The sequence below is a fragment of the Sinorhizobium prairiense genome (genome assembly GCF_029201645.2).
In the GTDB taxonomy this organism is placed as follows: Bacteria; Pseudomonadota; Alphaproteobacteria; order Rhizobiales; family Rhizobiaceae; genus Sinorhizobium; species Sinorhizobium meliloti_A.
The window spans coordinates 2065344-2087597 of the sequence record NZ_CP104131.1 but is presented as its reverse complement, the minus strand read 5'-3'; the positions used below and the strand labels follow the sequence as shown (position 1 = coordinate 2087597).

22 protein-coding genes, 1 tRNA gene and 2 pseudogenes are annotated in these 22254 nt (G+C 61.8%); 9 read left to right on the top strand and 16 right to left on the bottom strand.

Annotation, left to right across the window (positions count from 1 at the left end; translation table 11 throughout):
- Positions 1-7 precede the first annotated feature (7 nt).
- From N0Q91_RS12750 to N0Q91_RS12730, 5 genes are all read right to left on the bottom strand, one after another.
- Complete coding sequence (locus N0Q91_RS12750; protein WP_275596568.1) at positions 8-1297, bottom strand: MFS transporter; 1290 nt, start codon at positions 1295-1297, stop codon at positions 8-10.
- 260 nt (positions 1298-1557) lie between these two features.
- Complete coding sequence (locus tag N0Q91_RS12745) at positions 1558-1713, bottom strand: hypothetical protein (protein WP_275596567.1); 156 nt, start codon at positions 1711-1713, stop codon at positions 1558-1560.
- A gap of 37 nt (positions 1714-1750) precedes the next feature.
- A complete protein-coding gene (locus N0Q91_RS12740) occupies positions 1751-1927 on the bottom strand; it encodes a hypothetical protein (RefSeq protein WP_100672030.1) in 177 nt (58 codons plus the stop codon).
- 138 nt (positions 1928-2065) lie between these two features.
- On the bottom strand, positions 2066-2929 hold the full coding sequence (locus N0Q91_RS12735) for a uracil-DNA glycosylase (RefSeq protein WP_275596566.1): 864 nt from the start codon (positions 2927-2929) through the stop codon (positions 2066-2068).
- Positions 2930-3001: 72 nt separating this feature from the next.
- A complete protein-coding gene (locus N0Q91_RS12730; RefSeq protein ID WP_275596565.1) occupies positions 3002-4291 on the bottom strand; it encodes an Hsp70 family protein in 1290 nt (429 codons plus the stop codon).
- A gap of 269 nt (positions 4292-4560) precedes the next feature.
- On the opposite strand from N0Q91_RS12730, the gene N0Q91_RS12725 reads away from it, so the two are divergent.
- The 3 genes from N0Q91_RS12725 (at position 4561) to N0Q91_RS12715 (ending at position 8737) form a co-directional block, all read left to right on the top strand.
- Entirely contained in the window at positions 4561-6225 is a 1665-nt protein-coding gene (locus N0Q91_RS12725) for an electron transfer flavoprotein-ubiquinone oxidoreductase (RefSeq protein ID WP_275596564.1), read from the top strand.
- A gap of 405 nt (positions 6226-6630) precedes the next feature.
- Positions 6631-7629 carry an ABC transporter substrate-binding protein gene (locus N0Q91_RS12720; RefSeq protein WP_018094573.1) on the top strand — a complete coding sequence of 333 codons (999 nt, stop codon included), beginning with the start codon at positions 6631-6633 and terminating at the stop codon, positions 7627-7629.
- Positions 7630-7849: 220 nt separating this feature from the next.
- Positions 7850-8737, top strand: a complete 888-nt coding sequence (locus tag N0Q91_RS12715) for an ABC transporter permease (protein WP_018094574.1) — start codon at positions 7850-7852, stop codon at positions 8735-8737.
- A gap of 99 nt (positions 8738-8836) precedes the next feature.
- Here the strand turns inward: N0Q91_RS12715 and N0Q91_RS12710 are convergent, their stop codons facing one another.
- Positions 8837-9850: a zinc-binding alcohol dehydrogenase family protein gene (locus tag N0Q91_RS12710; RefSeq protein ID WP_275596563.1), complete on the bottom strand. Its 1014-nt coding sequence runs from the start codon at positions 9848-9850 to the stop codon at positions 8837-8839.
- Positions 9851-9950: 100 nt separating this feature from the next.
- Between N0Q91_RS12710 and N0Q91_RS12705 the strand changes: the two genes are divergently transcribed.
- Both N0Q91_RS12705 and N0Q91_RS12700 read left to right on the top strand, forming a co-directional pair.
- The gene (locus N0Q91_RS12705; protein ID WP_100672035.1) at positions 9951-10352 is read left to right on the top strand and encodes a winged helix-turn-helix transcriptional regulator; all 402 of its coding nucleotides are present in this window, start codon (positions 9951-9953) and stop codon (positions 10350-10352) included.
- 139 nt (positions 10353-10491) lie between these two features.
- Positions 10492-11418, top strand: coding sequence for a diacylglycerol/lipid kinase family protein (locus tag N0Q91_RS12700; RefSeq protein ID WP_127712297.1), 927 nt, complete (start codon positions 10492-10494; stop codon positions 11416-11418).
- Between the two features lie 14 nt (positions 11419-11432).
- Here the strand turns inward: N0Q91_RS12700 and N0Q91_RS12695 are convergent, their stop codons facing one another.
- Both N0Q91_RS12695 and N0Q91_RS12690 read right to left on the bottom strand, forming a co-directional pair.
- Entirely contained in the window at positions 11433-12917 is a 1485-nt protein-coding gene (locus tag N0Q91_RS12695; RefSeq protein WP_275596562.1) for an ArnT family glycosyltransferase, read from the bottom strand.
- Positions 12910-13929: a glycosyltransferase family 2 protein gene (locus N0Q91_RS12690; protein ID WP_100672038.1), complete on the bottom strand. Its 1020-nt coding sequence runs from the start codon at positions 13927-13929 to the stop codon at positions 12910-12912. The genes N0Q91_RS12695 and N0Q91_RS12690 overlap by 8 nt, the downstream gene beginning before the upstream one ends.
- Before the next feature lie 95 nt (positions 13930-14024).
- Here N0Q91_RS12690 and N0Q91_RS12685 point away from each other — a divergent pair, with 95 nt between their 5' ends.
- On the top strand, positions 14025-14981 hold the full coding sequence (locus tag N0Q91_RS12685) for a lysylphosphatidylglycerol synthase domain-containing protein (RefSeq protein ID WP_275596561.1): 957 nt from the start codon (positions 14025-14027) through the stop codon (positions 14979-14981).
- Positions 14982-15009: 28 nt separating this feature from the next.
- On the opposite strand, the pseudogene N0Q91_RS12680 reads toward N0Q91_RS12685, so the two are convergent.
- The 4 genes and pseudogenes from N0Q91_RS12680 to N0Q91_RS12665 form a co-directional block, all read right to left on the bottom strand.
- Positions 15010-16511, bottom strand: a pseudogene (locus N0Q91_RS12680) (AMP nucleosidase).
- Positions 16512-16590: 79 nt separating this feature from the next.
- Complete coding sequence (locus N0Q91_RS12675; RefSeq protein WP_018094580.1) at positions 16591-16911, bottom strand: YnfA family protein; 321 nt, start codon at positions 16909-16911, stop codon at positions 16591-16593.
- 76 nt (positions 16912-16987) lie between these two features.
- Entirely contained in the window at positions 16988-17161 is a 174-nt protein-coding gene (locus N0Q91_RS12670; protein WP_003527319.1) for a hypothetical protein, read from the bottom strand.
- 13 nt (positions 17162-17174) lie between these two features.
- Positions 17175-17348 carry a hypothetical protein gene (locus N0Q91_RS12665; protein ID WP_003527318.1) on the bottom strand — a complete coding sequence of 58 codons (174 nt, stop codon included), beginning with the start codon at positions 17346-17348 and terminating at the stop codon, positions 17175-17177.
- Positions 17349-17583: 235 nt separating this feature from the next.
- On the opposite strand from N0Q91_RS12665, the pseudogene N0Q91_RS12660 reads away from it, so the two are divergent.
- Positions 17584-18286, top strand: a pseudogene (locus tag N0Q91_RS12660) (glutathione S-transferase family protein).
- Between the two features lie 80 nt (positions 18287-18366).
- On the opposite strand, the gene N0Q91_RS12655 reads toward N0Q91_RS12660, so the two are convergent.
- Positions 18367-18708: a DUF2147 domain-containing protein gene (locus N0Q91_RS12655; RefSeq protein ID WP_018094582.1), complete on the bottom strand. Its 342-nt coding sequence runs from the start codon at positions 18706-18708 to the stop codon at positions 18367-18369.
- 591 nt (positions 18709-19299) lie between these two features.
- On the opposite strand from N0Q91_RS12655, the gene N0Q91_RS12650 reads away from it, so the two are divergent.
- Positions 19300-19566 (top strand): sel1 repeat family protein, encoded by a 267-nt coding sequence (locus N0Q91_RS12650; protein WP_100672044.1) that lies wholly within the window; start codon positions 19300-19302, stop codon positions 19564-19566.
- A gap of 21 nt (positions 19567-19587) precedes the next feature.
- Here N0Q91_RS12650 and N0Q91_RS12645 read toward each other — a convergent pair whose 3' ends face one another.
- Complete coding sequence (locus tag N0Q91_RS12645) at positions 19588-20709, bottom strand: pyridoxal phosphate-dependent aminotransferase (RefSeq protein WP_275596560.1); 1122 nt, start codon at positions 20707-20709, stop codon at positions 19588-19590.
- Positions 20710-20970: 261 nt separating this feature from the next.
- Between N0Q91_RS12645 and N0Q91_RS12640 the strand changes: the two genes are divergently transcribed.
- Positions 20971-21060, top strand: a tRNA-Ser gene (locus tag N0Q91_RS12640).
- Between the two features lie 181 nt (positions 21061-21241).
- On the opposite strand, the gene N0Q91_RS12635 is transcribed toward N0Q91_RS12640, so the two are convergent.
- Positions 21242-21574, bottom strand: a complete 333-nt coding sequence (locus N0Q91_RS12635; RefSeq protein ID WP_275596559.1) for a type II toxin-antitoxin system HicB family antitoxin — start codon at positions 21572-21574, stop codon at positions 21242-21244.
- A complete protein-coding gene (locus N0Q91_RS12630; RefSeq protein ID WP_410177258.1) occupies positions 21571-21861 on the bottom strand; it encodes a type II toxin-antitoxin system HicA family toxin in 291 nt (96 codons plus the stop codon). Before N0Q91_RS12630 ends, N0Q91_RS12635 begins: the two co-directional genes overlap by 4 nt.
- Between the last annotated feature and the right edge of the window lie 393 nt (positions 21862-22254).

Here is a 22254-nt window from a genome sequence, read left to right as displayed (position 1 = left end):
GGATGCGCTACTCGGCGCGTTGCTCCCAGGCAGGAACGGTATCGTCCTCGATGAGTTCGCCTGCGTCCTGCTGTGCGAGCGGACCGGTGACGTCGGGACCGGGGGTCGGCAGCACCGTGGTCGCCTGAAAATCGGTCTTCGCGACGAGGCCGTCATGCTGCTCGCGCTGAAGGATGCGCCACGCGGCATAGCCGCTGTAGAGTGCAAAATACACGGCAAGCGCGATGAACAGTGCGACGGGGCCAAACCGGTCCATGACCGGACCGACCATCAGCGGACCGGAGATCGTGCCGAGGCCGTAGGTGATCATCAGCCCGGATGAAATCTCCACATATTCGTCGGGGCGGGCAAGGTCGTTGGCATGCGCGACGTTCAGCGCGTAGATCGGGAAGAGGACCGTGCCGATGCAGGCGGCGAGTGCATAGAGAACCGGGGGACTGCTCGCAATCGAAACGGACATGGCAAGGCACGACACGACGCCGGCGATGCCGCAGGCAACCATGACGATGCGCCGGTCCATCCGGTCCGAGGCGCGGCCGATCGGGACCTGCGAGATCGCGCTGCCGGCCAGAAGCGACGCGAGTAGCGTCGCTCCCTCGCCGGTCGAAAGGCCGATCTTCTGGGTGAAGACGCCGCCGAGATTGAGCCACGCGCCCGAGAGCGCACCGGCGAGAAAGCCGCCGACGACGGCGACCGGCGAGCGGCGGTAGAGTGCGGGGATGTCGAAATTTGCCCGTGCCGGGGGGGCCGGCATCGGCGAGGAGGAAAGGGCGGTCGGCAGCAGGGCGAGCGAGAACAGCACGCCGCAAAGGATGAACAGGGAGGTGTTGCTCGGATCGCCGAGCGGCACCAGGTACTGTCCGCCGATCGTGCCGACCATGCTGGTGATGAGATAGAGCGAGAAGAGCAGGCCGCGATTGTCGTTCGTCACCCGCTCGTTCAGCCAACTCTCGATGACGAGATAGCTTCCGGCAATCGCAAAGCCCGACACGGCACGGAAGCCGATCCAGGCGCGCCAATCGACGACGAGCCCGCACATCAGTATCGCGATGGAAAGGAGCGTTATCAGGGCTGTGAAGACGCGGACATGGCCGACGCGCAGGACGAATTTAGGCGTGACGATGCAGGAAAGGGTGAACCCCAGCGTGTAGCCGGTTGCGAAGATCGAGATGGTGAGGGTCGACCAGCTTTCCGCCACGGAGCGTACAGGGATGACATAGCTCTGCAGCCCGAAGGCGACCATCATCAGGAAGGTCGAGAGCATCAGGCTGAAAACGGAAGCGAAGTTCGCCAGCATCGGCGCTCCTGGAGAGGGGATTAAGGAGCGGCTTCGTTTCGGCTCGGCCGATGAACTTCGTCACTCCGTCAAAACGAATCGAGAGTGGCTGTAACGAAGTTCCGGGGCGCTGTCGATTGCGACAGGGAATGGCGAAATGGCGCAGCCGGAAAGGCTGGAGCGGGATGAGGAAAGTGTGTGCGGATTTCCGCCCGCATCCGCGTTCCACCAATTGGAATCGATCACGTTGGTTTCAGGTCGATCCGGGACCCAAACGAGCCCTATCTCGGCAGCAACTGGCTCGCCGCGCCGTGATCGGCGCGGCGCCCGTCGCTGGCGATGCTCAGGCGGCTGTACTCGCGAGACGCGCGGACGGCGGTGCGAATGTCGGAGATCGTGTCGACGAGACCGCGAATGCCGTCGAGCGCCTTGGACATGATCGTTCTCTCCTGCAGTCTTTCCGGCGCAGGGCGTTCAGCGCTGGATGAATTCGGCGAAGATCTGAGCCGGGCGGGTCGTCCGCGCGAGACCGATTGCTGTCAGCTGCTCGTTGGCAGCCGACCCGAAGCTGTTGAACGGCGCCCGCGAGGAGGCACCGGCGTAGCGGAGCGTCTCGAAGCTGCTGTGAATCGGGCGATAGCGGGCAGTCATGGTTCAAATCCTTATCCATTCCTCCCGTCGTGCTATATTGCGGTGCAGCATGGGTTTTGCAATGCGCTAAAACGCCGCTCAGACATGCGCAAATCGCATGGCTTTTTTCACACCTTGTTCATAAATCGAGCAGTTGTATCAGCCGAGGCGCGACTTGAACGCCAGCAGGTCCAGCCAGGCAAAGCGCTTGTTGACGGGAGCGGCGACAAGGTCCTGCGGATGCAAGGTGGCGAGCGTTGGAATGCCGGTGCCGCCAAAGGTGAGCTCCCGCCATTCGCCGCGCAGTTGATGGATCGTTTCGCCGCCGAAGAAGAAGCGGGCGGTGAAGTTGCCGAGCAGAAGCAACTGCTTGGGTTCGGCCAGCGCGATCTGTCGCTCGATAAACGGCCGGCAGATATCCGCCTCGCGAGCGCTCGGAACGCGGTTTCCCGGTGGCCGCCAGGGCACGGCATTGGCAAGAAGCACGTCCTCGCGCGAGAGGCCGATGCCGGACAGCATCCGTTCGAGCATCTCGCCGTGCCGCCCCGCAAAAGGGCGGCCGTCGCGGTCGTCATCCGCATAGGGCATCGGACCGATGATCATGACACCCGAAGCAGCACTGCCTTCGGCAAAGACGAGGTTGCGGGCGCTGTTCCTGAGGTTGCAGCCGGCAAAGGCCTCCATGGCCGTGCGTAGCTCTCCCAGCGATCGCGCGGCATCGGCGACGAACTGCGCCTCCTTGATGGCCTGCTCGTCCGGTATCGCAACCACCGGAGGGGATGCCGGAGGCGCGGGGCGACGCTCGCGCGAGGGGGCGGCAAGGGGAGGAGGCTGCTGCGGTTCAACTGCGGTCGCGCTGGTTTGCGGCACGGCGCGGCTTTGCGCGCGCCTGATTCTCATTGCCTCGAATTCAGCGAGCCGATCGACCGGTTCGTCTTCGAGGAGCCACTCGACACCCGCCTCCGCATGGAAGGCGAGAAGGGCAGCGAGTTCGGAGCGGGAGAGGTCGTTGGCCGAGATCATGGGGCGAATGTAACAGATCGGTGGGCGTGGTCCACTGCACGTTCCTCAAATCTGTGGTGGCAGGGACTGCCTTCAGGCCGCCGCTGTCCAGGCCGCGATGTCGTCGCGCTCGCCGATAAGCGCCAGGCCATGGGCGATCGACAGGAGCTCGCCGCCGCTCTCGATGCGCTCTTTGCCGAAGCGGTTCTCGAAGAGACGGCGAATCGCCGGCACGAAGGATGTCCCGCCGGTCAGAAACACCTTGTCGATCCCGTCCGGTGTTGTCGCAGACGTTGAAAGGACCTCGTCAAGCGCCTCCTCGATGCGGGCAAGGTCAGGCGCAATCCAGGCTTCGAACTCTTCCCGGTGAACGGTACGGCGTGCGCGCTCGCCCAGCGGCGCAAAGGCGAATTCGGTCTCCTCAGCCTGCGAGAGCCGCATCTTGGTGGCCGAGACCGCCTGATAGAGTGGATAGCCTTCGTCATGCTCGATGAGCTCCACGAAGGACTCCAGCTTTTCCGGCTCCAGGCTTGCGCGCACCAGCTTTTTCAATTCGGTGAAATCTCTCAACGTCTTGAAGATCGAAAGCTGGTTCCAGCGGCCGAAATTCGCGTAGTAGCTCGACGGCACCTCAAGCAGCTTGTCGAAGCTCTTGAACAGACTCCCCTTTCCGATGAGCGGCGAGACGATGTTGTCGATAATCCGGAAGTCGAAATGGTCTCCCGCGATGCCGACGCCGGAATGTCCGATCGGCGTTGCCGTCAGTCGACCGGCCTGGCTCTCGAACCGGATGATCGAGTAGTCGGTAGTGCCGCCGCCGAAGTCGGCGACGAGCACCGTCGCGTCCCGATCGAGGTTGCGCGCGAAATAGAAGGCGGCCGCGACCGGTTCGTACACGTAATGGACTTCGGGAAAACCCATGCGGGTAAGCGCGCGATTGTAGCGTTCGAGGGCCAGTTTCTCGTTCGGATTGGCGCCCGCAAACTGCACGGGACGGCCGATGACGACACGCCTGAAGGTGGGCTCCCAGTTACTGCCGGCATAGTCCCTGAGCCGCGTCAGGAAACGCTGCATCAGGTCCTCGAACTCGTAGCGCTTGCCGAAGATCAGCGTGCCCTGGAAGAGCGCGCTCGCGGCAAAGGTTTTGATCGACTGGAGGAAGCGGCATTCGCCCGGATTGTCGATGAATTCGCGGATTGCCGCCTGTCCTGCTTCGACTTTCAAGGGCGAGGGACCGGCATCCTTCAGGAAAGAGAGCGCCGTGCGCGTCGTGTCCGATCTCCCGATCGGGCTTTCCACGACGATGGAGCGCGTCGAGGCGCCGTCGGCCTGCGCCAGTACCGAATTGGTCGTGCCGAAGTCGAGGCCTAGGGCGAATGCCATGATCGTCTCCGTCTTGTCGGTGATGCGGCTTGCGGCGTGGGGCGGGCCTCCTCGCATGCGAGCGCTGCAAAAGCAAGCTGCCCATCGGCCGGATCCGCCCAGATGGATTTACGTTTACGTTCAAGTAACATAGTAATCTCATGAACTCATGCGCAAATGCAGAGACAGTCTGTCGCATCCCGGCTCGACAAGGTTTACGGCATTTGTCATGACGGGATGATTTGGCCGGGAACGGAGCCGGCAGAAGACCGGCAGAACTGGAGAGTGTAATGACCGAGCAACAAGAACTCCCCGAACGCGAGAGCATGGAATTCGACGTCGTGATCGTCGGGGCGGGACCGGCTGGTCTTGCGGCGGCGATCCGGCTGAAGCAGGTCAATCCGGAACTCTCGGTCGTGGTTCTGGAGAAGGGCGCCGAAGTGGGCGCGCATATCCTCTCCGGCGCCGTGGTCGACCCGATCGGCATCGACCGGCTCTTGCCCGGCTGGCGCGACGAATCGGACCACCCGTTCAAGACGGAAGTCACCGACGACCAGTTCCTCTTTCTCGGCCCCGCCGGTTCGGTCCGCCTTCCCAATTTCCTGATGCCGCCGCTGATGAACAATCACGGCAACTACGTCGTCTCCCTCGGCAATGTCTGTCGCTGGCTGGCCACCCAGGCGGAAGCGCTCGGCGTCGAAATCTATCCGGGCTTTGCCGCGACCGAGGTCCTCTACAATGACCAGGGCGCGGTGATCGGCGTTGCCACCGGCGACATGGGCATCGAGCGCAACGGCGAGCCGGGGCCGAACTTCGCCCGCGGCATGGAGCTGCTCGGCAAGTACACCCTCATCGGCGAGGGCGTGCGCGGCTCGCTCGCCAAGCAGCTGATCGCCAAATACAAGCTCGACGAGGGGCGCGATGTGCCGAAATTCGGCATCGGCCTGAAGGAACTCTGGGAGGTGAAGCCGGAAAATCATAGGCCCGGCCTCGTGCAGCATTCCTTCGGCTGGCCGCTCGGCATGAAGACCGGCGGCGGATCCTTCCTCTATCACCTCGAGGACAATCTGGTCGCCGTCGGTTTCGTCGTCCATCTCAACTACAAGAACCCATATCTCTATCCGTTCGAGGAGTTCCAGCGCTTCAAGACGCATCCGGCGATCCGCGGCACCTTCGAGGGCGGCAAGCGGCTCTCCTACGGCGCACGCGCCATTACCGAGGGCGGCTACCAGTCTGTGCCGAAGCTTTCCTTCCCCGGCGGGGCTCTGATCGGCTGCTCGGCCGGTTTCGTCAACGTGCCGCGCATCAAGGGCAGCCACAATGCGGTGCTGTCGGGCATTCTCGCGGCGGAGAAACTCGCCGAGGCGATCGCCCACGGCCGCGCCAATGACGAGCCGATCGAGATCGAGCGCGGCTGGCGCGAGAGCGCCATCGGCCAGGACCTGAAACGGGTCCGCAACGTCAAGCCGCTGTGGTCGAAGTTCGGCACCGCTGTCGGCGTGGCGCTCGGCGGTCTGGACATGTGGACCAACCAGCTCTTCGGCTTCTCCTTCTTCGGCACGCTGAAGCACGGCAAGACCGATGCGCAATCGCTCGAGCCGGCCGCCAAACACGAGAAGATCGACTATCCGAGGCCGGATGGCGTGCTGACCTTCGACCGGCTCTCCTCGGTGTTCCTGTCGAACACCAATCACGAGGAGGACCAGCCGGTGCATCTTCAGGTGAAGGATTGGGATCTGCAGAAACGCTCGGAATACGAGGTCTATGCCGGCCCGTCGTCGCGCTACTGTCCGGCCGGCGTCTATGAATGGGTGGAGAAGGACGGCGAGCCCACCTTCGTCATCAACGCCCAGAACTGCGTCCACTGCAAGACCTGCGACATCAAGGACCCGAACCAGAACATCAACTGGGTGCCGCCACAAGGGGGCGAAGGGCCGGTCTATCCGAACATGTGAATGTTCGGAGAGGCAGGTCGAACGCGCCCTGTCCGAAATTGCACTTCCCGAAAGGCCGGCGAGCGTTCGCCGGCCTTTTCGCATGTCCTTATAAGTCGTCCAGCTTCCGACGTGGATGGTGGGGGTCGCCGGCGAATGAATTTAAAAAAGGGGGTTAAACCCATCAATTATTTGTGTAGTTTGACAAACGGCAGGAATGTCAGCCGCTGACGCAAATGGGAAAGTGTTCGCCGGAAAGACACGATAGCAATGTGGGCGGTACCGGTCCGAACAGGTATCGGTTGACCCGCGAGCTGTCGCGCCCCGGCATCGGATCGGGGCGGGTGCTTGTTCCGTTCACTGTCAGCAGCTGCGGTGAGGCTGGCAGTCCGCCATAGAGACACCGCCAAAACAGAGGGAGCCGAAATGAAAAAACTTCTTGCAACGACATGCCTGGCCGCCGGTCTTTTGGGACTCGGCAGCGCGGCATCGGCGGCGGAATGCGGCGATGTGACGATTGCCAACATGAACTGGCAGAGCGCCGAAGTCCTGGCGAGTGTGGACAAGTTCATTCTGACCGAAGGCTACGGCTGCAGTGCGGAGCTCGTCGTCGGCGACACGGTGCCGACCATCACGTCGATGATCGAGAAGGGCGAGCCCGATATCGCGCCGGAGGGCTGGGTCGACCTGCTGCCGGACGTGGTGAACCGCGGCCTCGAAGAAGGCAAGCTCGTAGGCGCCGCAGTCGCGCTTTCGGATGGCGCCGTACAGGGCTGGTGGGTTCCGAAATACATCGTCGATGCCAACCCGGACATCAAGACGATCGACGACGTCCTGAAGCATAAGGAACTCTTCCCCGATCCGGAGGATCCCAGCAAGGGCGCGATTTTCAACGGTCCTCAAGGGTGGGGCGGCACGGTCGTGACGACGCAGCTTTACAAGGCCTATGGCGCCGAGGCGGCGGGCTTCACGCTGGTCGATACCGGCTCGGCGGCCGGCCTCGACGGCTCGATTGCCAAGGCCTATGAGCGCAAGCAGGGTTGGGTCGGCTACTACTGGGCCCCGACAGCGCTGCTCGGCAAGTACGAGATGGTCAAGCTCGAGCATGGCGTCCCCAACGACATGGCCGAATGGAAGCGCTGCAATACGGTTGCGGATTGCCCGGATCCGAAGAAGAACGATTGGCCGAAGGACAAGGTCCAGACACTGGTAACCAAGGAATTCGCCGACCGCGCCGGCCCGGCCATGGAGTATCTCAACACCCGCGCCTGGACGAACGACACGGTCAACAAGCTCATGGCCTGGATGACCGACAATCAGGCGAGCGGCGAGGAAGGCGCGAAGCACTTCCTCGAGGAAAACCCGGACCTCTGGACCAAGTGGGTCTCGCCCGAAGTCGCCGAAAAGATCAAGGCTGCCCTCTGATCGACTCGCCTCGAATGAACGGCGCGCGTAAAAGCGCGCCGTTTTTTGTTTTCTGCTGCGTAGTTTTCGAAGGAAGGCGCAAGATTTCGTTCACCGCATGTCGGTTTGAGAATAAGATTGCGCGGCTTCATCGTTTACACCGCGCGTTAGCGTTAAGAGGCAGGCGGCAAAGCAATAAAAACCATAAGCCGCCCAAAAGAGTGCGAAGGGGAATCGACACATGGAATGGCTGACCAAATTTCCGCACATGGACGACGATCGGCTTCGGCAGTTGAAGAAGATAATCGACGAAGGGTTCCGTAGCTTCACACGCGCCTATGGCGACGCGATCGAATCGTTCTTCGACCCGCTCCAGTTCTTCCTGATCCACGCCGAACGTTTCATGACACGAACGCCCTGGCCGATCATTCTCATACTGATTGCCGTGATCGCCTGGTTTGCCAGCCGCAACTGGAAGATCGTTGCCGGCGCCGTCGGTACCCTGCTCCTCATCGGCTATCTCGACATGTGGGACGACACGATGAAGACGATCTCGATGATCTTCGTCTGTACGGTCCTGTCGATAGCGATCGGCATACCGATGGGCATCATCATGTCGCGTTCCGATCGTTTCCAGAACATCGTCAATCCGGTGCTCGACGTGATGCAGACGATGCCAAGCTTCGTCTATCTCATTCCCGTCGTGATGCTTCTCGGCATCGGCAAGGTTCCGGGGCTTATAGCCGTCGTCATCTACGCGATCCCGCCGATGATCCGCCTCACCAATCTCGGAATCCGGCTGGTCGACAAGGATGTGCTGGAGGCGGCGGACGCCTTCGGCTCGTCGAACTGGCAGAAGCTGAAGAACGTGCAGATGCCGCTGGCGCTGCCGACGATCATGGCGGGGATCAACCAGACCATCATGATGGCGCTCGCCATGGTCGTCATTGCTTCGATGATCGGCGTTCAGGGCCTGGGTCAGCCGGTCTTGAAGGCGATCGCCAACCAGTATTTCACGCTCGGCATCTTCAACGGCCTCGCCATCGTCGGAATCGCCATCATCTTCGACCGGGTGAGCCAGGCCTACGGGCGCCGGCTCCAGCGCCACCGCGAAATCATTCACGGATAGAGGCACCAAAGAACTTCCCCTCCCCAGTCCCTCCCACTTGTGGCACTTGTGGGGAGGGGTTGGGGAGGGGCCTTGCAGACGGCCCACATCGCCACCGGATCAGAATCCGGCGAGCACCAGCTTGCCGCGCGTGCGGCCGGTTTCAATCATCTGATGCGCCTTCCTGAGCGTGGCCGCGTCGATGGGGCCGAGCGTCTCCGTTAAGGTCGTGCGGATCTTGCCGCCATCCACCAGTTCCGCGACCCTGTTCAAGAGGTTGTGCTGCTCGATCATGTCCGGGGTCCCGAACAGCGGACGCGCAAACATCATTTCCCAGTGGATCGAGACGGATTTGCGCTTGAACGGCATGACGTCGAGGACCGCCAGGTCGTCGATCAGCGCAAAGCGCCCCTGCGGCGCGATCAGCTTGACGATCTCGTCGACATGCTTGTCGGTGTTGGTCGTTGAAAACACGAAGGCCGGCGCGCCGAGGGCGAGCTGCTCTACCTCGGCCGCAAGCGGGCGGCTGTGGTCGAGCACATGATGGGCACCGAGCTTCAAGGCCCACTCGCGGGTTTCGGCGCGTGAAGCGGTGGCGATGACGGTGACATTGGTCAGAGCGCGCAGCAACTGAATGGCGATCGAGCCGACGCCGCCGGCGCCCCCGATGATCAGCACCGCGTTCGCTGCTCCCGGTACGGGATCATTGACCCTGAGCCGATCGAAAATCGACTCCCAGGCGGTGATCGCCGTAAGCGGCAAGGCGCTGGCGGCCGCGAAATCGAGCGAATGCGGTTTCCGCCCGACGATCCGCTCGTCGACGAGGTGAAACTCCGCATTCGTCCCGGGCCGGCCGATGGCGCCTGCGTAGAACACTTCGTCGCCGGGTTTGAAGAGCGTAACCTTCGGGCCGACCGCCTTGACGACGCCGGCGGCATCCCATCCGAGAACCTTCAGCTGCTCCGGCTCCGGCTGAACGCCGGCGCGCACCTTGGTGTCGACCGGGTTGACGGAAACCGCCTTGACTTCCACCAGGAGATCGCGCTCCCCCGGCGTCGGCACAGGCAGGTCCACGTCCATCAGCGCGGTCTCGTTGGCGATGGGTTGCGGTGTCTTGTAGGCGACGGCACGCATGGAATGCTCCTTTTTAAATTGAACAGGAGCTACATGGCCCCTATGCTCAATGGACACAAGAATGCACAAATTTGGCCTATAGTGTCGAAAAGGATACCGTATGTCCCGCCCGCGCGCGAAGCTGACGAATACATTTCCGGGCTGCCCGGTCGAGTCGACCTTGAGTTTCATCGACGGCAAATGGAAGGGCGTCATCCTCTATCACCTGATGAGCGAAGGCGTCCTGCGCTTCAACGAACTGCGCAGGAGGCTGCCGAGCGTGACGCCGCGTATGCTGACCAGGCAGTTGCGTGAGCTGGAGGAGGCGGCGCTTCTGTCGCGTACGGTCTTTCCGGTCGTTCCGCCGCGTGTCGACTACGCCTTGACGCCGAGGGGAGAAAGCCTGAAACCGGTGATCATGGCCCTGAAAGCCTGGGGCGACGAGAATGTCCTCTGCGACGGCGATCGCATGACACTGAAGCCGCTCGAATCCCGCTCGGGGCCAGAACTCAAGCGCGCGTGATCGCTTCGTTGAAACTTCCGTACGCCGAAGCGGCCGGCGATAAGGCCGCCCGCACTTTTCGTCCGCATAGCTCTGGAAACCCCCGCTGCCGCTCTTATCTGAGAAGCTGAACGCACTCGCATGACGGAGGCAGCAGCCCTTGAAAGTCAAAGCCATCTTCAATCGAGATGGGGGAACTTTCCGCACGACGGACATGGATGCCTACAGCAGGAAGGTCGAGGAGGACTTTCGGGCGGCCGGCCACGAGATCGAGATCGCCGTGGTCGCAGCGGATGAGATGCGGGACGCGTTGGAGACCGCTTGCGGACGGGACGATCTCGACGCGATCGTCGCCGGCGGCGGCGACGGCACGATTTCTGCGGCAGCAGGCGTGGCCTGGAAAACCGGCATGCCGCTGGGCATCGTCCCCGCCGGGACGATGAATCTCGTCGCGCGCTCCCTGAAGCTGCCGCTCGATATCTGGAAGGTCCCGGAGGTGCTGGCCAATGGCCGAATCATCGATGCCGATATAGGCAGCGCTGACGGCCGCGCATTCGTGCATCAGTTCTCGATGGGGCTCCACGCCCGCATGGTGCGTTATCGTCAGTCCTATCGTTTTGCGTCGCGACTCGGAAAGATCAGCGCCAGCGTACGCGCCGCCATCGGGGTAATCTTCAACCCGCCGGATTTCGAGATCGAATTCGACGCGGACGGGCACCGCGAGCGCCGGCATGTTTCGGCGATTTCCGTTTCAAATAACCATTTCGGCCACGACACGCTGATGTATGCGGAAGACCTGACGAGCGGCCACCTTGGCTTCTACACGGCGCCGCCGCTAAGCCCTGCGGGCGTGGCGAAGCTCTCCTTCGACATCCTGCGCGGAAAATTCAGGAGCAGCACGCTGATCACCGAGATGAGCGCTCTGACGGTCGACCTGCACTTTCCGAAGGTGGATCGGAAGATCAACTGCGTCATCGACGGCGAGCTTATCCCGATCAGAAGCGGCAAGGTCGCATTGCGCGTTCACCCCGGTGAATTGAAGCTGCTGGTCGGCTCGCAGGAGAGCAATTTCGGGAACCCCGTGTAGCGGCTTCCCGCGCTCTATTCCGCGACCCAGATATAGCTGAAGCTGTAGCGGTCCTCGCCGGTCCCGTAGAGATAGGGCAGCGCGAGGTGGCGCGGTGCCGCGGCCGCGTCCGGAATGCCAAGTGCGGAGAGAGCGTTCCGCAACAGGTCGGGAACGGGTGCTTCCGGCTGTGCGTCGTTATGCCAGACCGCGAGAAGGGGCCTTTTCGACATATCGACCGGAAGCGCATTCGAGGGGCTTGGCATCGTGACCTGTGCTCCGCTGAACTGCATTCGGAGATTTCCCGCGATCTGCTTGTCATTGACGAGGATAAGCGCCGGCTGGCCTTCTGCCTGTGCCACCGCTTCGGCCAATGCGGCGTAGGGTATGTTCAGCCTCGAATAGTCACCAAACCACGGCCGCACGACCGCTCGCGCCGACACGAGCACGAGTGCGCCCAGCACGATGACTAAGACCAGCAGAAAGAAGCGCCTGAGGCTGTCTGTAAGGTCGATATTCGCCGCCTCGATCTTCAGGCAGAGATAAAGCGGAATGAGAACGAGGAAGAGGACCAGCCATTTTTCGCGCACATGCGTGGCGGCGACGCCGAGTACGACCAGCAGGACCGCGATCAGGCAAAGGGCGAGCATCCGCCCGATGATCCTGCTCCACTGGCTTTCCGCCTGCCAGATCGCGCGGAACTTGCCGCGGAAGACCAGGCCGAATACGAGCAGCGGCACCAGGCTGCCGCCGATGACGGCGGAGCCGAGCGAATAGACGCCGTAAAAGGCCTGAAGCAGAAATCCCTCCGCCTCGCGCTCCCGCATCTCGTTCAAGGTCCCACCCGAGGCGAAACCGAAATTCTGCAGCATCCAGTAGGCGTGGGGCAGAACGATGAGCGTTGCTACCGCAATCGCCGGCAGAATGCGCCAGTCGAGTATCCGCGCCCGCAGCTCCCGTTCCGGCAAAACGGCGACGATCGCCGCGACCGGCACGAGGACGAAGTTGTACTTCGCCATCAGGCCGATACCCACCGCAACGCCGGTGAGAATATAGGAGAAAAGGCTGGGCCGCTTCAGCGTCTTCAGGAAGCTGTAGAGAAACAGCGAGACGGCGAAGAGTGCTGCGACCGTATGGGAAAGATCGCGCTGTGCGAGTAGGAAGATCGGGGGCAGCGTAAGAACGCCGAGCATTGCGATCGGAGGCAGACGGCGGTCGGTCAGTACCAGCCGTGCCGCAAGGCCGTAGAACAGACAGCAGAGAAATAGGAGCCCGTTCTTGAGGATGGTCATCGTCGCCAGCGAGGTCCCGATCACCTCTGCCAGTCCATATTGCAGCCAATTGTAGAAGGGCGGCTGCGGTCCGTATCCGAGGGCGAGGAACTGAGACAGAAATGCCTGTTCCGCCTCGTCGATTTCCAGTGAGCTCGAGACGGAGACCCGCAGGATGATGCACAGCAGGAAATAGCCGGCAACCGCCAGGACGACCGCTCCAGGGCGTCGATTGACCGCTTCAAGCACGCGGCTGCTCCCGCTCGAAAGTCTGGCGCACGATGTAACTCGTCATTTCATCGTCGCGGAAATAGGCGCGCGCCATCATCTCCGAGAGAATGCCGGTGGTGATCAGTTGGACCGAAGAGAGGAACAGCATCACGCCGACGATCAGCATCGGACGGGTACCGATGTCGTTGCCGAAGATGAACTTGTCTATCGCTAGATAGAGAAGGATCAGCACACTGAGACCGCCGGCAGCCAGGCCGATGGAGCCGAAAAAGTGCCCGGGCCGCGCCTTGTAGCGCATGAAGAACAAGACCGCGAGCAGATCGAGAATAACGCGGAACGTGCGCGAGATCCCGTACTTCGAGCTGCCGTAATGCCGCGCGTGATGGGTCACCGGCATCTCGCCGATCCGACTGCTCGGCACGACACCCGCCACCCAGGCCGGAATGAAGCGGTGCATTTCCCCCATCAGCTTCACCTGCTTGATGATGGAACCGCGGTAGATCTTCAGGCTGCAGCCATAGTCGTGCAATCTCACGCCCGTGATCTTGCCGATCAGAACGTTGGCGCACCAGGACGGGATCTTCCTCAGAATCAGTGCATCGCGTCGGTTTTGCCGCCAGCCGACAAGGAGGTCGAGCCCGCGCTCTTCTATCGCCGCGACCATGTTGGGAATGTCTGCCGGATCATTCTGAAGGTCGCCGTCGAGCGTGGCGATCAGCCGGCCGGACGCCGCGTCGATCCCCGCCTGCATTGCGGCCGTCTGGCCGAAATTCTTCTGGAGTTCGATGATCTTCAGTTGCAGGTCGGGGTGTGAAAGCTCCTTGCGCGCGTTCGGCAGGGTTCGGTCCGTGCTGCCGTCGTCGACGAGGATGAGTTCCCATGACTTCAGGAACCCGGCCATTGCCGCCCGGATGCGCGTGACGAGCGGTCCGACGCTCTCCTCCTCGTTGAACACCGGCACGACTATGGAGAGCTCGACACCCTCCAGGACTTCGGTCATCGGCTTCACGGGTTCTTCGATGCGATTCAAGAGGGCAGTCTCCGGTGGGCTGGCAGGTTTTCTTGCATACTTCTGAGGTTATAACCAATGTCGAATCGCATTGCTGATACAGGAAAACGGTCTCGATGAATACGAACTGGGAGCGCAGCCGGCGGTCGTGGCTCGCGCGCAACCGTCTGACACTGATTTCCGCTGCGGCAATCGCGGCTTATGCCGTCTTCGTGGAGTGGGTCTGGGGCTGGCCGGTATTGCTGCGGCAATGGGCCGAAATCGGCGTCGTGCCGGTGCTCTCGGCGCTAGCGCTTCTCGTCGCCACCTATCTCATCCGTTGCTATCGGATCCACGACTACTTCCCGGGCGAAACCAGGGGCCGGTTTCTGTCTCTCTTCCGTGTGACCCAGGTTCACAATCTGCTCAACATCATGCTGCCGTTCAGAGCCGGCGAAACGAGCTTTCCCTTGCTCATGCGCAGCGAATTCGGTGTGCCGCTGGTGCGTGGTACCGCGGCGCTCTTCGTCATGCGGCTTCTGGACCTGCACGCCCTGCTGACCGTCGCTGCGGTGGGTCTGGTGGTGGGGCGGGGCCCAGGGGCGATCGGCTGGGTTCTCTGGCTTATCGCTTTTCTGTCGCCTCTTGCCTTCTTTCTCATGAAGGAGAAAGCTCTCACCACGGTGCGCCGTTTCGCGCCGGCGAAGGTCGGTCCGCATCTGGACGAGGTGGAGGCGGGCCTGCCGATCGGCATTCCCGCTTTCCTGCGGGCCTGGGCGATGACGATGCTGAACTGGGCGGTAAAAGTCGTCGTTCTCGCCTGGGTGCTCGCGATCATGGGGGTCGCTCCGCTCGCCGCCTCCTTCGGCGGGGCGCTCGGTGGCGAATTGTCTTCCGTCCTGCCGGTGCACGCGCCGGCGGGTGTGGGAACCTACGCAGCGGCGATCGTCGCCGGTGCGGTTTCCTTCGGAGCGTCGGCGGATCAGGCGACGCTCGAGACGCTCGGCCGCGCCAGTGTCAATGCCCACCTCATGGTAATCGTGTCGGCGGTGGTCGGCACGCTGCTGTCGCTCCTCCTGCGGCCGAAAGCGTGAAACGCTTCTGAGCGACAGGATGCGGGCTCTACTGGAACGAAGTCTCGTAGAAGCTTCTGAGCTTGCGTGAATGGAGCTTCTCGGAAGGCATCGCCGCCAGCTTCTGCAGGGCCAGGATACCGATTTTCAGGTGCTGGCTCACCTGTGTCCGGTAAAAGGCGCTCGCCATGCCGGGCAGCTTCAGTTCGCCGTGCAACGGCTTGTCGGACACGCAGAGCAGCGTCCCGTAGGGGACGCGGAAGCGGAACCCGTTGGCGGCGATGGTAGCCGATTCCATGTCGAGCGCGATGGCCCGGGCCTGCGAGAGTCGTTTGACCGGTCCGCGCTGGTCGCGCAGTTCCCAGTTGCGGTTGTCGATCGTCGCGACCGTGCCCGTGCGCATGATCTGTTTGAGGTCGTAGCCCTTGTAGCCCGTCACTTCGGCGACGGCGTCCTGCAGGGCAACCTGCACCTCGGCCAGTGCGGGTAAGGGAATCCAGACCGGCAGGTCGTCATCGAGCACGTGATCCTCGCGCATATAGGCATGCGCCAGCACGTAATCGCCGAGCCGCTGGCTGTTGCGCAGGCCCGCGCAATGGCCGAGCATCAGCCAGACATGCGGCCTCAACACGGCGATATGGTCGGTGATCGTCTTGGCATTGGATGGGCCGACGCCGATATTGACGAGAGTGATGCCGCCGTGCCCCTTCTTCTTCAGATGATAGGCGGGCATCTGCGGCAGGCGGGCGAGCGAATAGTCGGCATCCGGCCGGTCGGCACCCGCGGGGGTGGTGATGTTGCCTGGTTCGATGAAGGCGGTGTAACCGTTGCCGCCCTCCGCCATCTGCTGGCGCGCCCAGGCGCAGAACTCGTCGACATAGAACTGATAGTTCGTGAAAAGCACGAAGTTCTGGAAGTGCCTGGCGCTGGTCGCGGTATAGTGGCTGAGGCGCGCGAGCGAATAGTCGATGCGCTGCGCCGTGAAGGGCGCGAGCGGCGACGGCTCTCCCGGACCCGGCTCGTAGGAGCCGTTGGCGATCTCGTCGTCGGTGGTCGTAAGATCCGGCGCGTCGAAAAGGTCGCGCAGCGGAATGTCGATGCCGTCGGCCGCAGACGCTTCGACATGCGCCCCTTCGCCAAAGGCGAAATGGAGGGGATCGGTGTCGAGGATTCCGACACCGTGACGGCGACGCCGTGGTTGCGCATGAGATGGCCGAGCTGTTCTTTCAAATAGTGCCGGAACAGTTTGGGCCGGGTGATGGTCGTCGTGTAGACGCCGGGCGCGCTGACATAGCCGAAGGAAAGCCTCGAATCGACATGTCCGAAGCTGCTCGTCTCGATGCTGACCTGCGGATAGCAGGCGCGGAAACGAGTGAGGGGCCTGCCGCTTTTCCCGAGACCTTCGAAGGCTTCGCAGAGGAAGCGGGTGTTGCGTTCGTAGAGCGCTTCCAGACAATCGACGGCCTGGGTCGCATCGTCGAAGAGCTGCGGCTCGAAGGGTTCAGGGGTGGCGACGGAGAGGACGGAGTGTGAAGAGATTCGCTTGTTCATGTCGCATTATATGCAGCCCCTTTCGACAAGCAAACGACAAGAGTGCTGTTTTTTGTTCTACAGCGCCGCACTTTGTACTTCAGCGCGGCCCCGCGAGAATGATCGCGCTGCCGGCGAGCGCCACGGCGGCGCCCGTCATGTCCCAGTGATCCGGCCGGACGCCTTCGGCAAGCCAGAGCCAAGAGAGCGACGCGACGATGTAGACGCCGCCATAGGCGGCATAGGTGCGGCCCGCCGCTGCCGCGTCCACCATCGTCAGCAGCCAGGCGAAAAGCGCAAGCGAAGCCATGCCGGGAATGAGCCACAGGGTGGATTTGCCAAGTCTCAGCCAGGACCAGAAGGCAAAGCATCCGGCGATTTCGGCAAGAGCTGCGGCAAAGTAGATCGCGTATGCGGGCATGGCTTACAGGTCCTCCCGATCAGGAGAGGAGCGCACTTTCAACCGATATGCAAGGACCGAAGGCGGCGTCTCGAAATCAGCTCATCGCCTGGCGCTGGAGGGTGACGAAAAGAACGAAGCCGGCACCGTTCTTGCCGATGCCGTAGCCGGCGGCTTTGCTGTAAGCGACCGCTCCGATGGGAGCGATCAGCAGGCCCGCGAGTATCAGGAGCCTGAGCGAGAGAATGGCAGAGGAGACGAGCGCGGCCATTCCACAGCTTCCTTCAGAGTTTGGCTTGGCAGTATTGCGCCGTGTGAGCGGTGCAATCCGTGAGCGAACCGATATAGGTGTTCTGGCGGCGGCGTTCCGTGTCGGCGCCGACTGCGGCGGCAAGCGTCATCGCGAAGACGACCATGAGCAGGCTGATAATGGTGAGGCGGCGAGCGAGAATGTCCATGGTTCCGTCCGTTGAAGCGAGACACGTTCAAATCGATTGATCGTCTTTTCGCACAACCAAACTGAACTCTGGCTGAGACGTCCGTTCATCTGGCGTTCATCTAAGCAGCGCCGGAGATGTGCAGCGGTTTAGGGAGAACGATCATGCACTTAAACGAATGCGCGCCGGACTGCGGCCTTGCCGATGAGCCGTCGTGTTCCTAAGTCTGTCCTTCCGACAAATCAGGAGAGACGCGATGACCGCTCCGATCGAGCTTTATTACTGGCCCACGCCGAACGGCTGGAAGATCACCATAATGCTGGAGGAGCTCGGCGTTCCCTACGTCGTCAAGTACATAAATATCGGCCGGGGCGATCAGTTCCAGCCGGACTTCCTGAAGATCTCGCCGAACAACCGGATGCCGGCGATCGTCGATCCGGACGGTCCGGGCGGCGAGCCCATCTCCGTATTCGAATCAGGAGCGATCCTGCAGTATCTCGGCCGCAAATACGGCAAGTTCTATCCGTCCGACGAGCGCGCCCGCGTCGAGGTAGAGGAGTGGCTCTTCTGGCAGGTGGGCGGCCTCGGCCCGATGGCGGGGCAGGCACATCATTTCCGGCAATATGCCCCGGAAAGAATCGCCTACGGCATCGACCGCTATACCAATGAAGTGAACCGCCTCTACGGCGTGATGAACAAGAGGCTCGCCGACCGGCCGTTCCTCGCCGGCGACTACTCGATCGCGGACATGGCCGCGATCGGCTGGGTGATTCCGCACGAGAACCAGGGCCAGGACCTCAACGAATTCCCTGAACCTGAAGCGCTGGTTCGACGCCGTGCTTGCGCGCCCGGCGGTGAAGAAGGCCATCGAAGTGGGCAAGGAAGAGCGGGCTCGCCAGAAAAGCCTCGCCGAGGACGAAGAGGCGCAGAAGGTCCTATTCGGCCAGCGCGCCCGCTAATGCGGGGCGCGGGAGGGGCGAACAATGCCCCTCCATAGGCGTATCTGGTGCAGCGCCGCCCGTGTTCTTGCTGCGGAGGCTTAAAGACGCGTCCAGGTTTGCGATTTGCAAAGTACCTTCAGCACGCAGCCCCGCATCTTCAGCAGATTGCCGTCCACCGACCCCGTACCGCTATAGGTCTTGTCGCTTTCGGGATCGGTGACCACGCCGCTATAGCTGCCGCCGGTTCCGGACAGCGAACCGACACGCTTGCCCGCGTGCTTGCCCGTCTTCAGCGTGACGCAGAAGGCTGTGCCGCAAGCCGCGATTTCCGCGGTGGAGCCGCTCGCCGTCTTCCACTTGCCGAGGATCGGTTCGGCAGCGTGGACCGGGGCGGCTGCTGCAAAGCCAAGCGCTGCTGCGACGAGCAATGTGCGAATCATGCAATTTCCTCCGAAGTCGGCAGGCTCTTCGGTCCTGCCGCGTGCTTGTTCCCTGTGGAGCGCGAACTCCTGCTGCCGCACGGGCTATCGGGCGGATGAAGATCACTCCGGCACAGACAGTATATTACGCGTACGTAAAGGTAAATATCCGGGCGTTGCCCTGCCATCCAAGGGGCTTCTTGCGCGCGCGGCGGCACCGTCCTTGAAAGAGCAGTTGTTCTCATGGTTAGCGTTCAGTTGAAATCCGAACGTGAAATTTTCGTAAAATTCGAGGCGAATGCGTGCCTTTGCAGGGCCTGCGATGCTTAACGAAAACCCAAGTTTACCAAGCATTTGCACTTTGTTTGCGTCAAATTAAGCATGGATTTTAAGCGGCCATTGAAGGCCGTCAGGCATATTCACATCCATAAGACGAGCGGCGAAACAAGCCGCCGACCAACCGGAAAGCGACGCTGCAGAAGACGGCGCGATTTCCCGGAAAGCCCGCCAAGAGGCTCGATGAAACAGGGACCAGGAATACCAGCTGAAGCCGGGCTCGCCCCTACGGGCGGGCCGCTTCGCTCAAACGAAGAAAAGACAGGGACAAGAAAAATGGCACTCTTTAACATTGAGATCGTTTCGGATGACGCCATCGGCGGCGGCAACCGCGCCGACGTTCTGTGCGAGATGGGCCTCGCCTATGCGACGGGCCGCGGCAGGCCCGTGGATCTGGTAGCCGCGCACAAGTGGCTGAACATCGCCGCGATCAGGGGCTCGGACCGTGCGGCCGACCTGCGAGCCGACCTCGCGGCCACGATGAGCAAGGCGGATCTCGCCGCCGCGCTGCGCGCAGCACGCGAATGGATGACGATGCACTGATGCGTGGCGGTTGCCGCCGGTTCAGGTGGCAGCCAAACTCCTGATCACCTCCGGAAGCGCGGCCGCAAGAAGATCGAGTTCGGTTTCGGGCGCAGTGCTGATGCGGATACAGCGGTTGAGCGGCGCGACCCCGGGCATGCGGATGAAAATGCCATGATCGCTCATCAGCCGATCGACGATCGCCCGCGCATAGGCCGCATCCTTTCCACAGTCGACAGCCACGAAATTTGTGGCTGAGGGAAGAGGGCCGAGGCCGTTGTCGGCAGCGATCCGGCCGATCCTCTCCCGTGAATTCGCGATCTTGCGCGTGACTTCCTTTAAGTATTCCTTGTCGGCCAGTGCGGCAATCGCTGCCGACACGCTGATTCGGCTCATTCCGAAATGATTGCGGATCTTGTCGAAGGCCTGAGCCGTCCCGGGCGTCGACAGCGCGTAGCCGACGCGGGCCCCGGCCAGTCCGTAGGCCTTCGAAAAGGTGCGCGTGCGTATGACGTTAGGCCTGTCGATCAGGCTCTCGATCGAAGGAATTGCCTCCCGCGGCGCCGTTTCACAATAGGCTTCGTCCAGCACGAGGAGTGTCGTTTCCGGCAGAGCGTCCGCAAAGGCGATCACGCGTTCGGCGGGCCACCAACTGCCCATCGGATTATCGGGATTGGCGAGATAGACGAGCGCCGCATTCTCGCGCTTCGCGGCGGCGAGCAATCCATCGATATCCTCCCGATCGCCGGCATAGGGGACCGTGACCAGCCGTCCGCCATGTCCTGCGACATGATAGTTGAAGGTCGGATAGCCGCCGAGAGAGGTCACGACCGGCATGCCCGGTTCCACGACGAGGCGCACGATCTGCCCGAGCAGGCCGTCGACTCCCTCTCCGATCGCGATATTGGCGGCTGGGACACGAAGATGGCCGGCGAGCGCCTGCTTCAGATCGTGATTCTCGGGATCGGAATATTTCCAGGTCTCATCGGCCGCCTGACGAATGGCCAGCAACACGGATGGTGCCGGGCCGAACCCGCTCTCATTGGCGCCGATGCGCGCCGCGACCTCGCGGCCGTGCTGACGCTCGAGCGCCTCAGGGCCAACGAAGGGGACGGTAGCCGGCAGGGATTGGACGAGTGGCGTGAAGCGTGAGAATGCGGACATGTTGGTAAAACGTACTCCGTTCGGAAATGCCGGCGGAACTTATCGCATAAGAAGGCGAAGCGGAATCGATGCGATGAAGAATCGGCAGAAGAACAGCCGCCTCGAAGGGGCTTCTCCCAACTCTTACTCCCAGGCAACACGATTTCACCATATCCCGATCGGGTGGTGACCGCGCCGAAGCGGATGAAAATGGGATGATTTCCCGAAATTCGACAAAAAAATCTTGCATTGGAAACGCGGTGACACTAGTCAGGCGCTAACGGAGAGGTGGCCGAGTGGTCGAAGGCGCTCCCCTGCTAAGGGAGTATACCGGAAACGGTATCGAGGGTTCGAATCCCTTCTTCTCCGCCATTCAGTCCTTGAGTGGGCACTGAGTCTACGCCACTTCCCGCCGTAAGCGTATGTAGCAGCCGGGACTTCGGTCCCATGATGCGAGCCTCGCCTTCGCCAACCTCGAAGCGTGTTCTGTCTCCTTCAAACAGGCCAACCGTTTAGTTCGGCCCGATGCGCGCTCCTACGCGCAGCATTGCCGTTATTCAGCGGCCTCCCTGATGGTCCCGACGATCCATTCATTCAGGCTCTTGCCCGCGGCTGCGGCAGCAATGACTGCTGCGGCATGTTCGTCAGGGGTGAGGCGGACATTGAACTTGCCAGAGAACTTCCGGCGAGGCTCAATACCCTTTTCCCGGCACATTTCGAGATAGACGGCCAGCGACTTGCGGCCTTCCTCAATCAGATCGTGGACGCTCTCGGCATAGAAGTCGGCCCCGCCATTCAGGGCGACAAACTCGCCGCGCAGCATCTTAATCTCGGGATCGAAAGCGATGACCGCCTTCTCGCCATTGATTTCAACGACATTGTTCATGGCTTTACTCCGTGTTCGTCCAGCCATTTACGGATGCTGGCAACCGCACCTTTATCCGTATCCGGTGAAGGATGCGGGCGATGAAAGACGCGCACTTCGCCGAACAGGAACACGCCTGTCCGCGAACCTTGCCGCTCGCTGACCTCCGCCCCGAGGGCTACAAACAGCGCCTCTATGTCGACCCAGCGGATCGAGCCGTTGACCGGGCGGGCGAAGATCAGTTCCAGCGTGGCTCTGCGACGCTTTTTCATGGAATGTCCAGTACCATTTTCTGGTACCGTTTTCAAGTTCGACTTCGACCCTGTCGTCGGGCGATCCGGTATCAGGGCGAGCAGTTCATCAAGCAGGTCGTCGAGGTCGTACCCGGCCGGCCTGCCGGGGAGAGGGCGGATTATAGGGCTATAGAGCGAACCTGGTGATCATCACCATCGGTCGCGGCCAGTTTCCCTTCGGGGCAAATCTCCGTTGTCGAAAGCGATCGACGATGGCCCCGGCGTCGGGGATGCGACATGCAGCGCGTGACCGCACTCACCGTCATGGCCAATCAGCTCATTTTTAAACACCGGGTAAAGAGTGGAGCCGGCGCAGCCATTCCGACTGCGCTCGTGAGTGCTTCTCGATTCGCGAATCCCTGTGCGCTGATTCTTCCGAGAATCGGCCGGGAAGCGGCCCGACTTCGA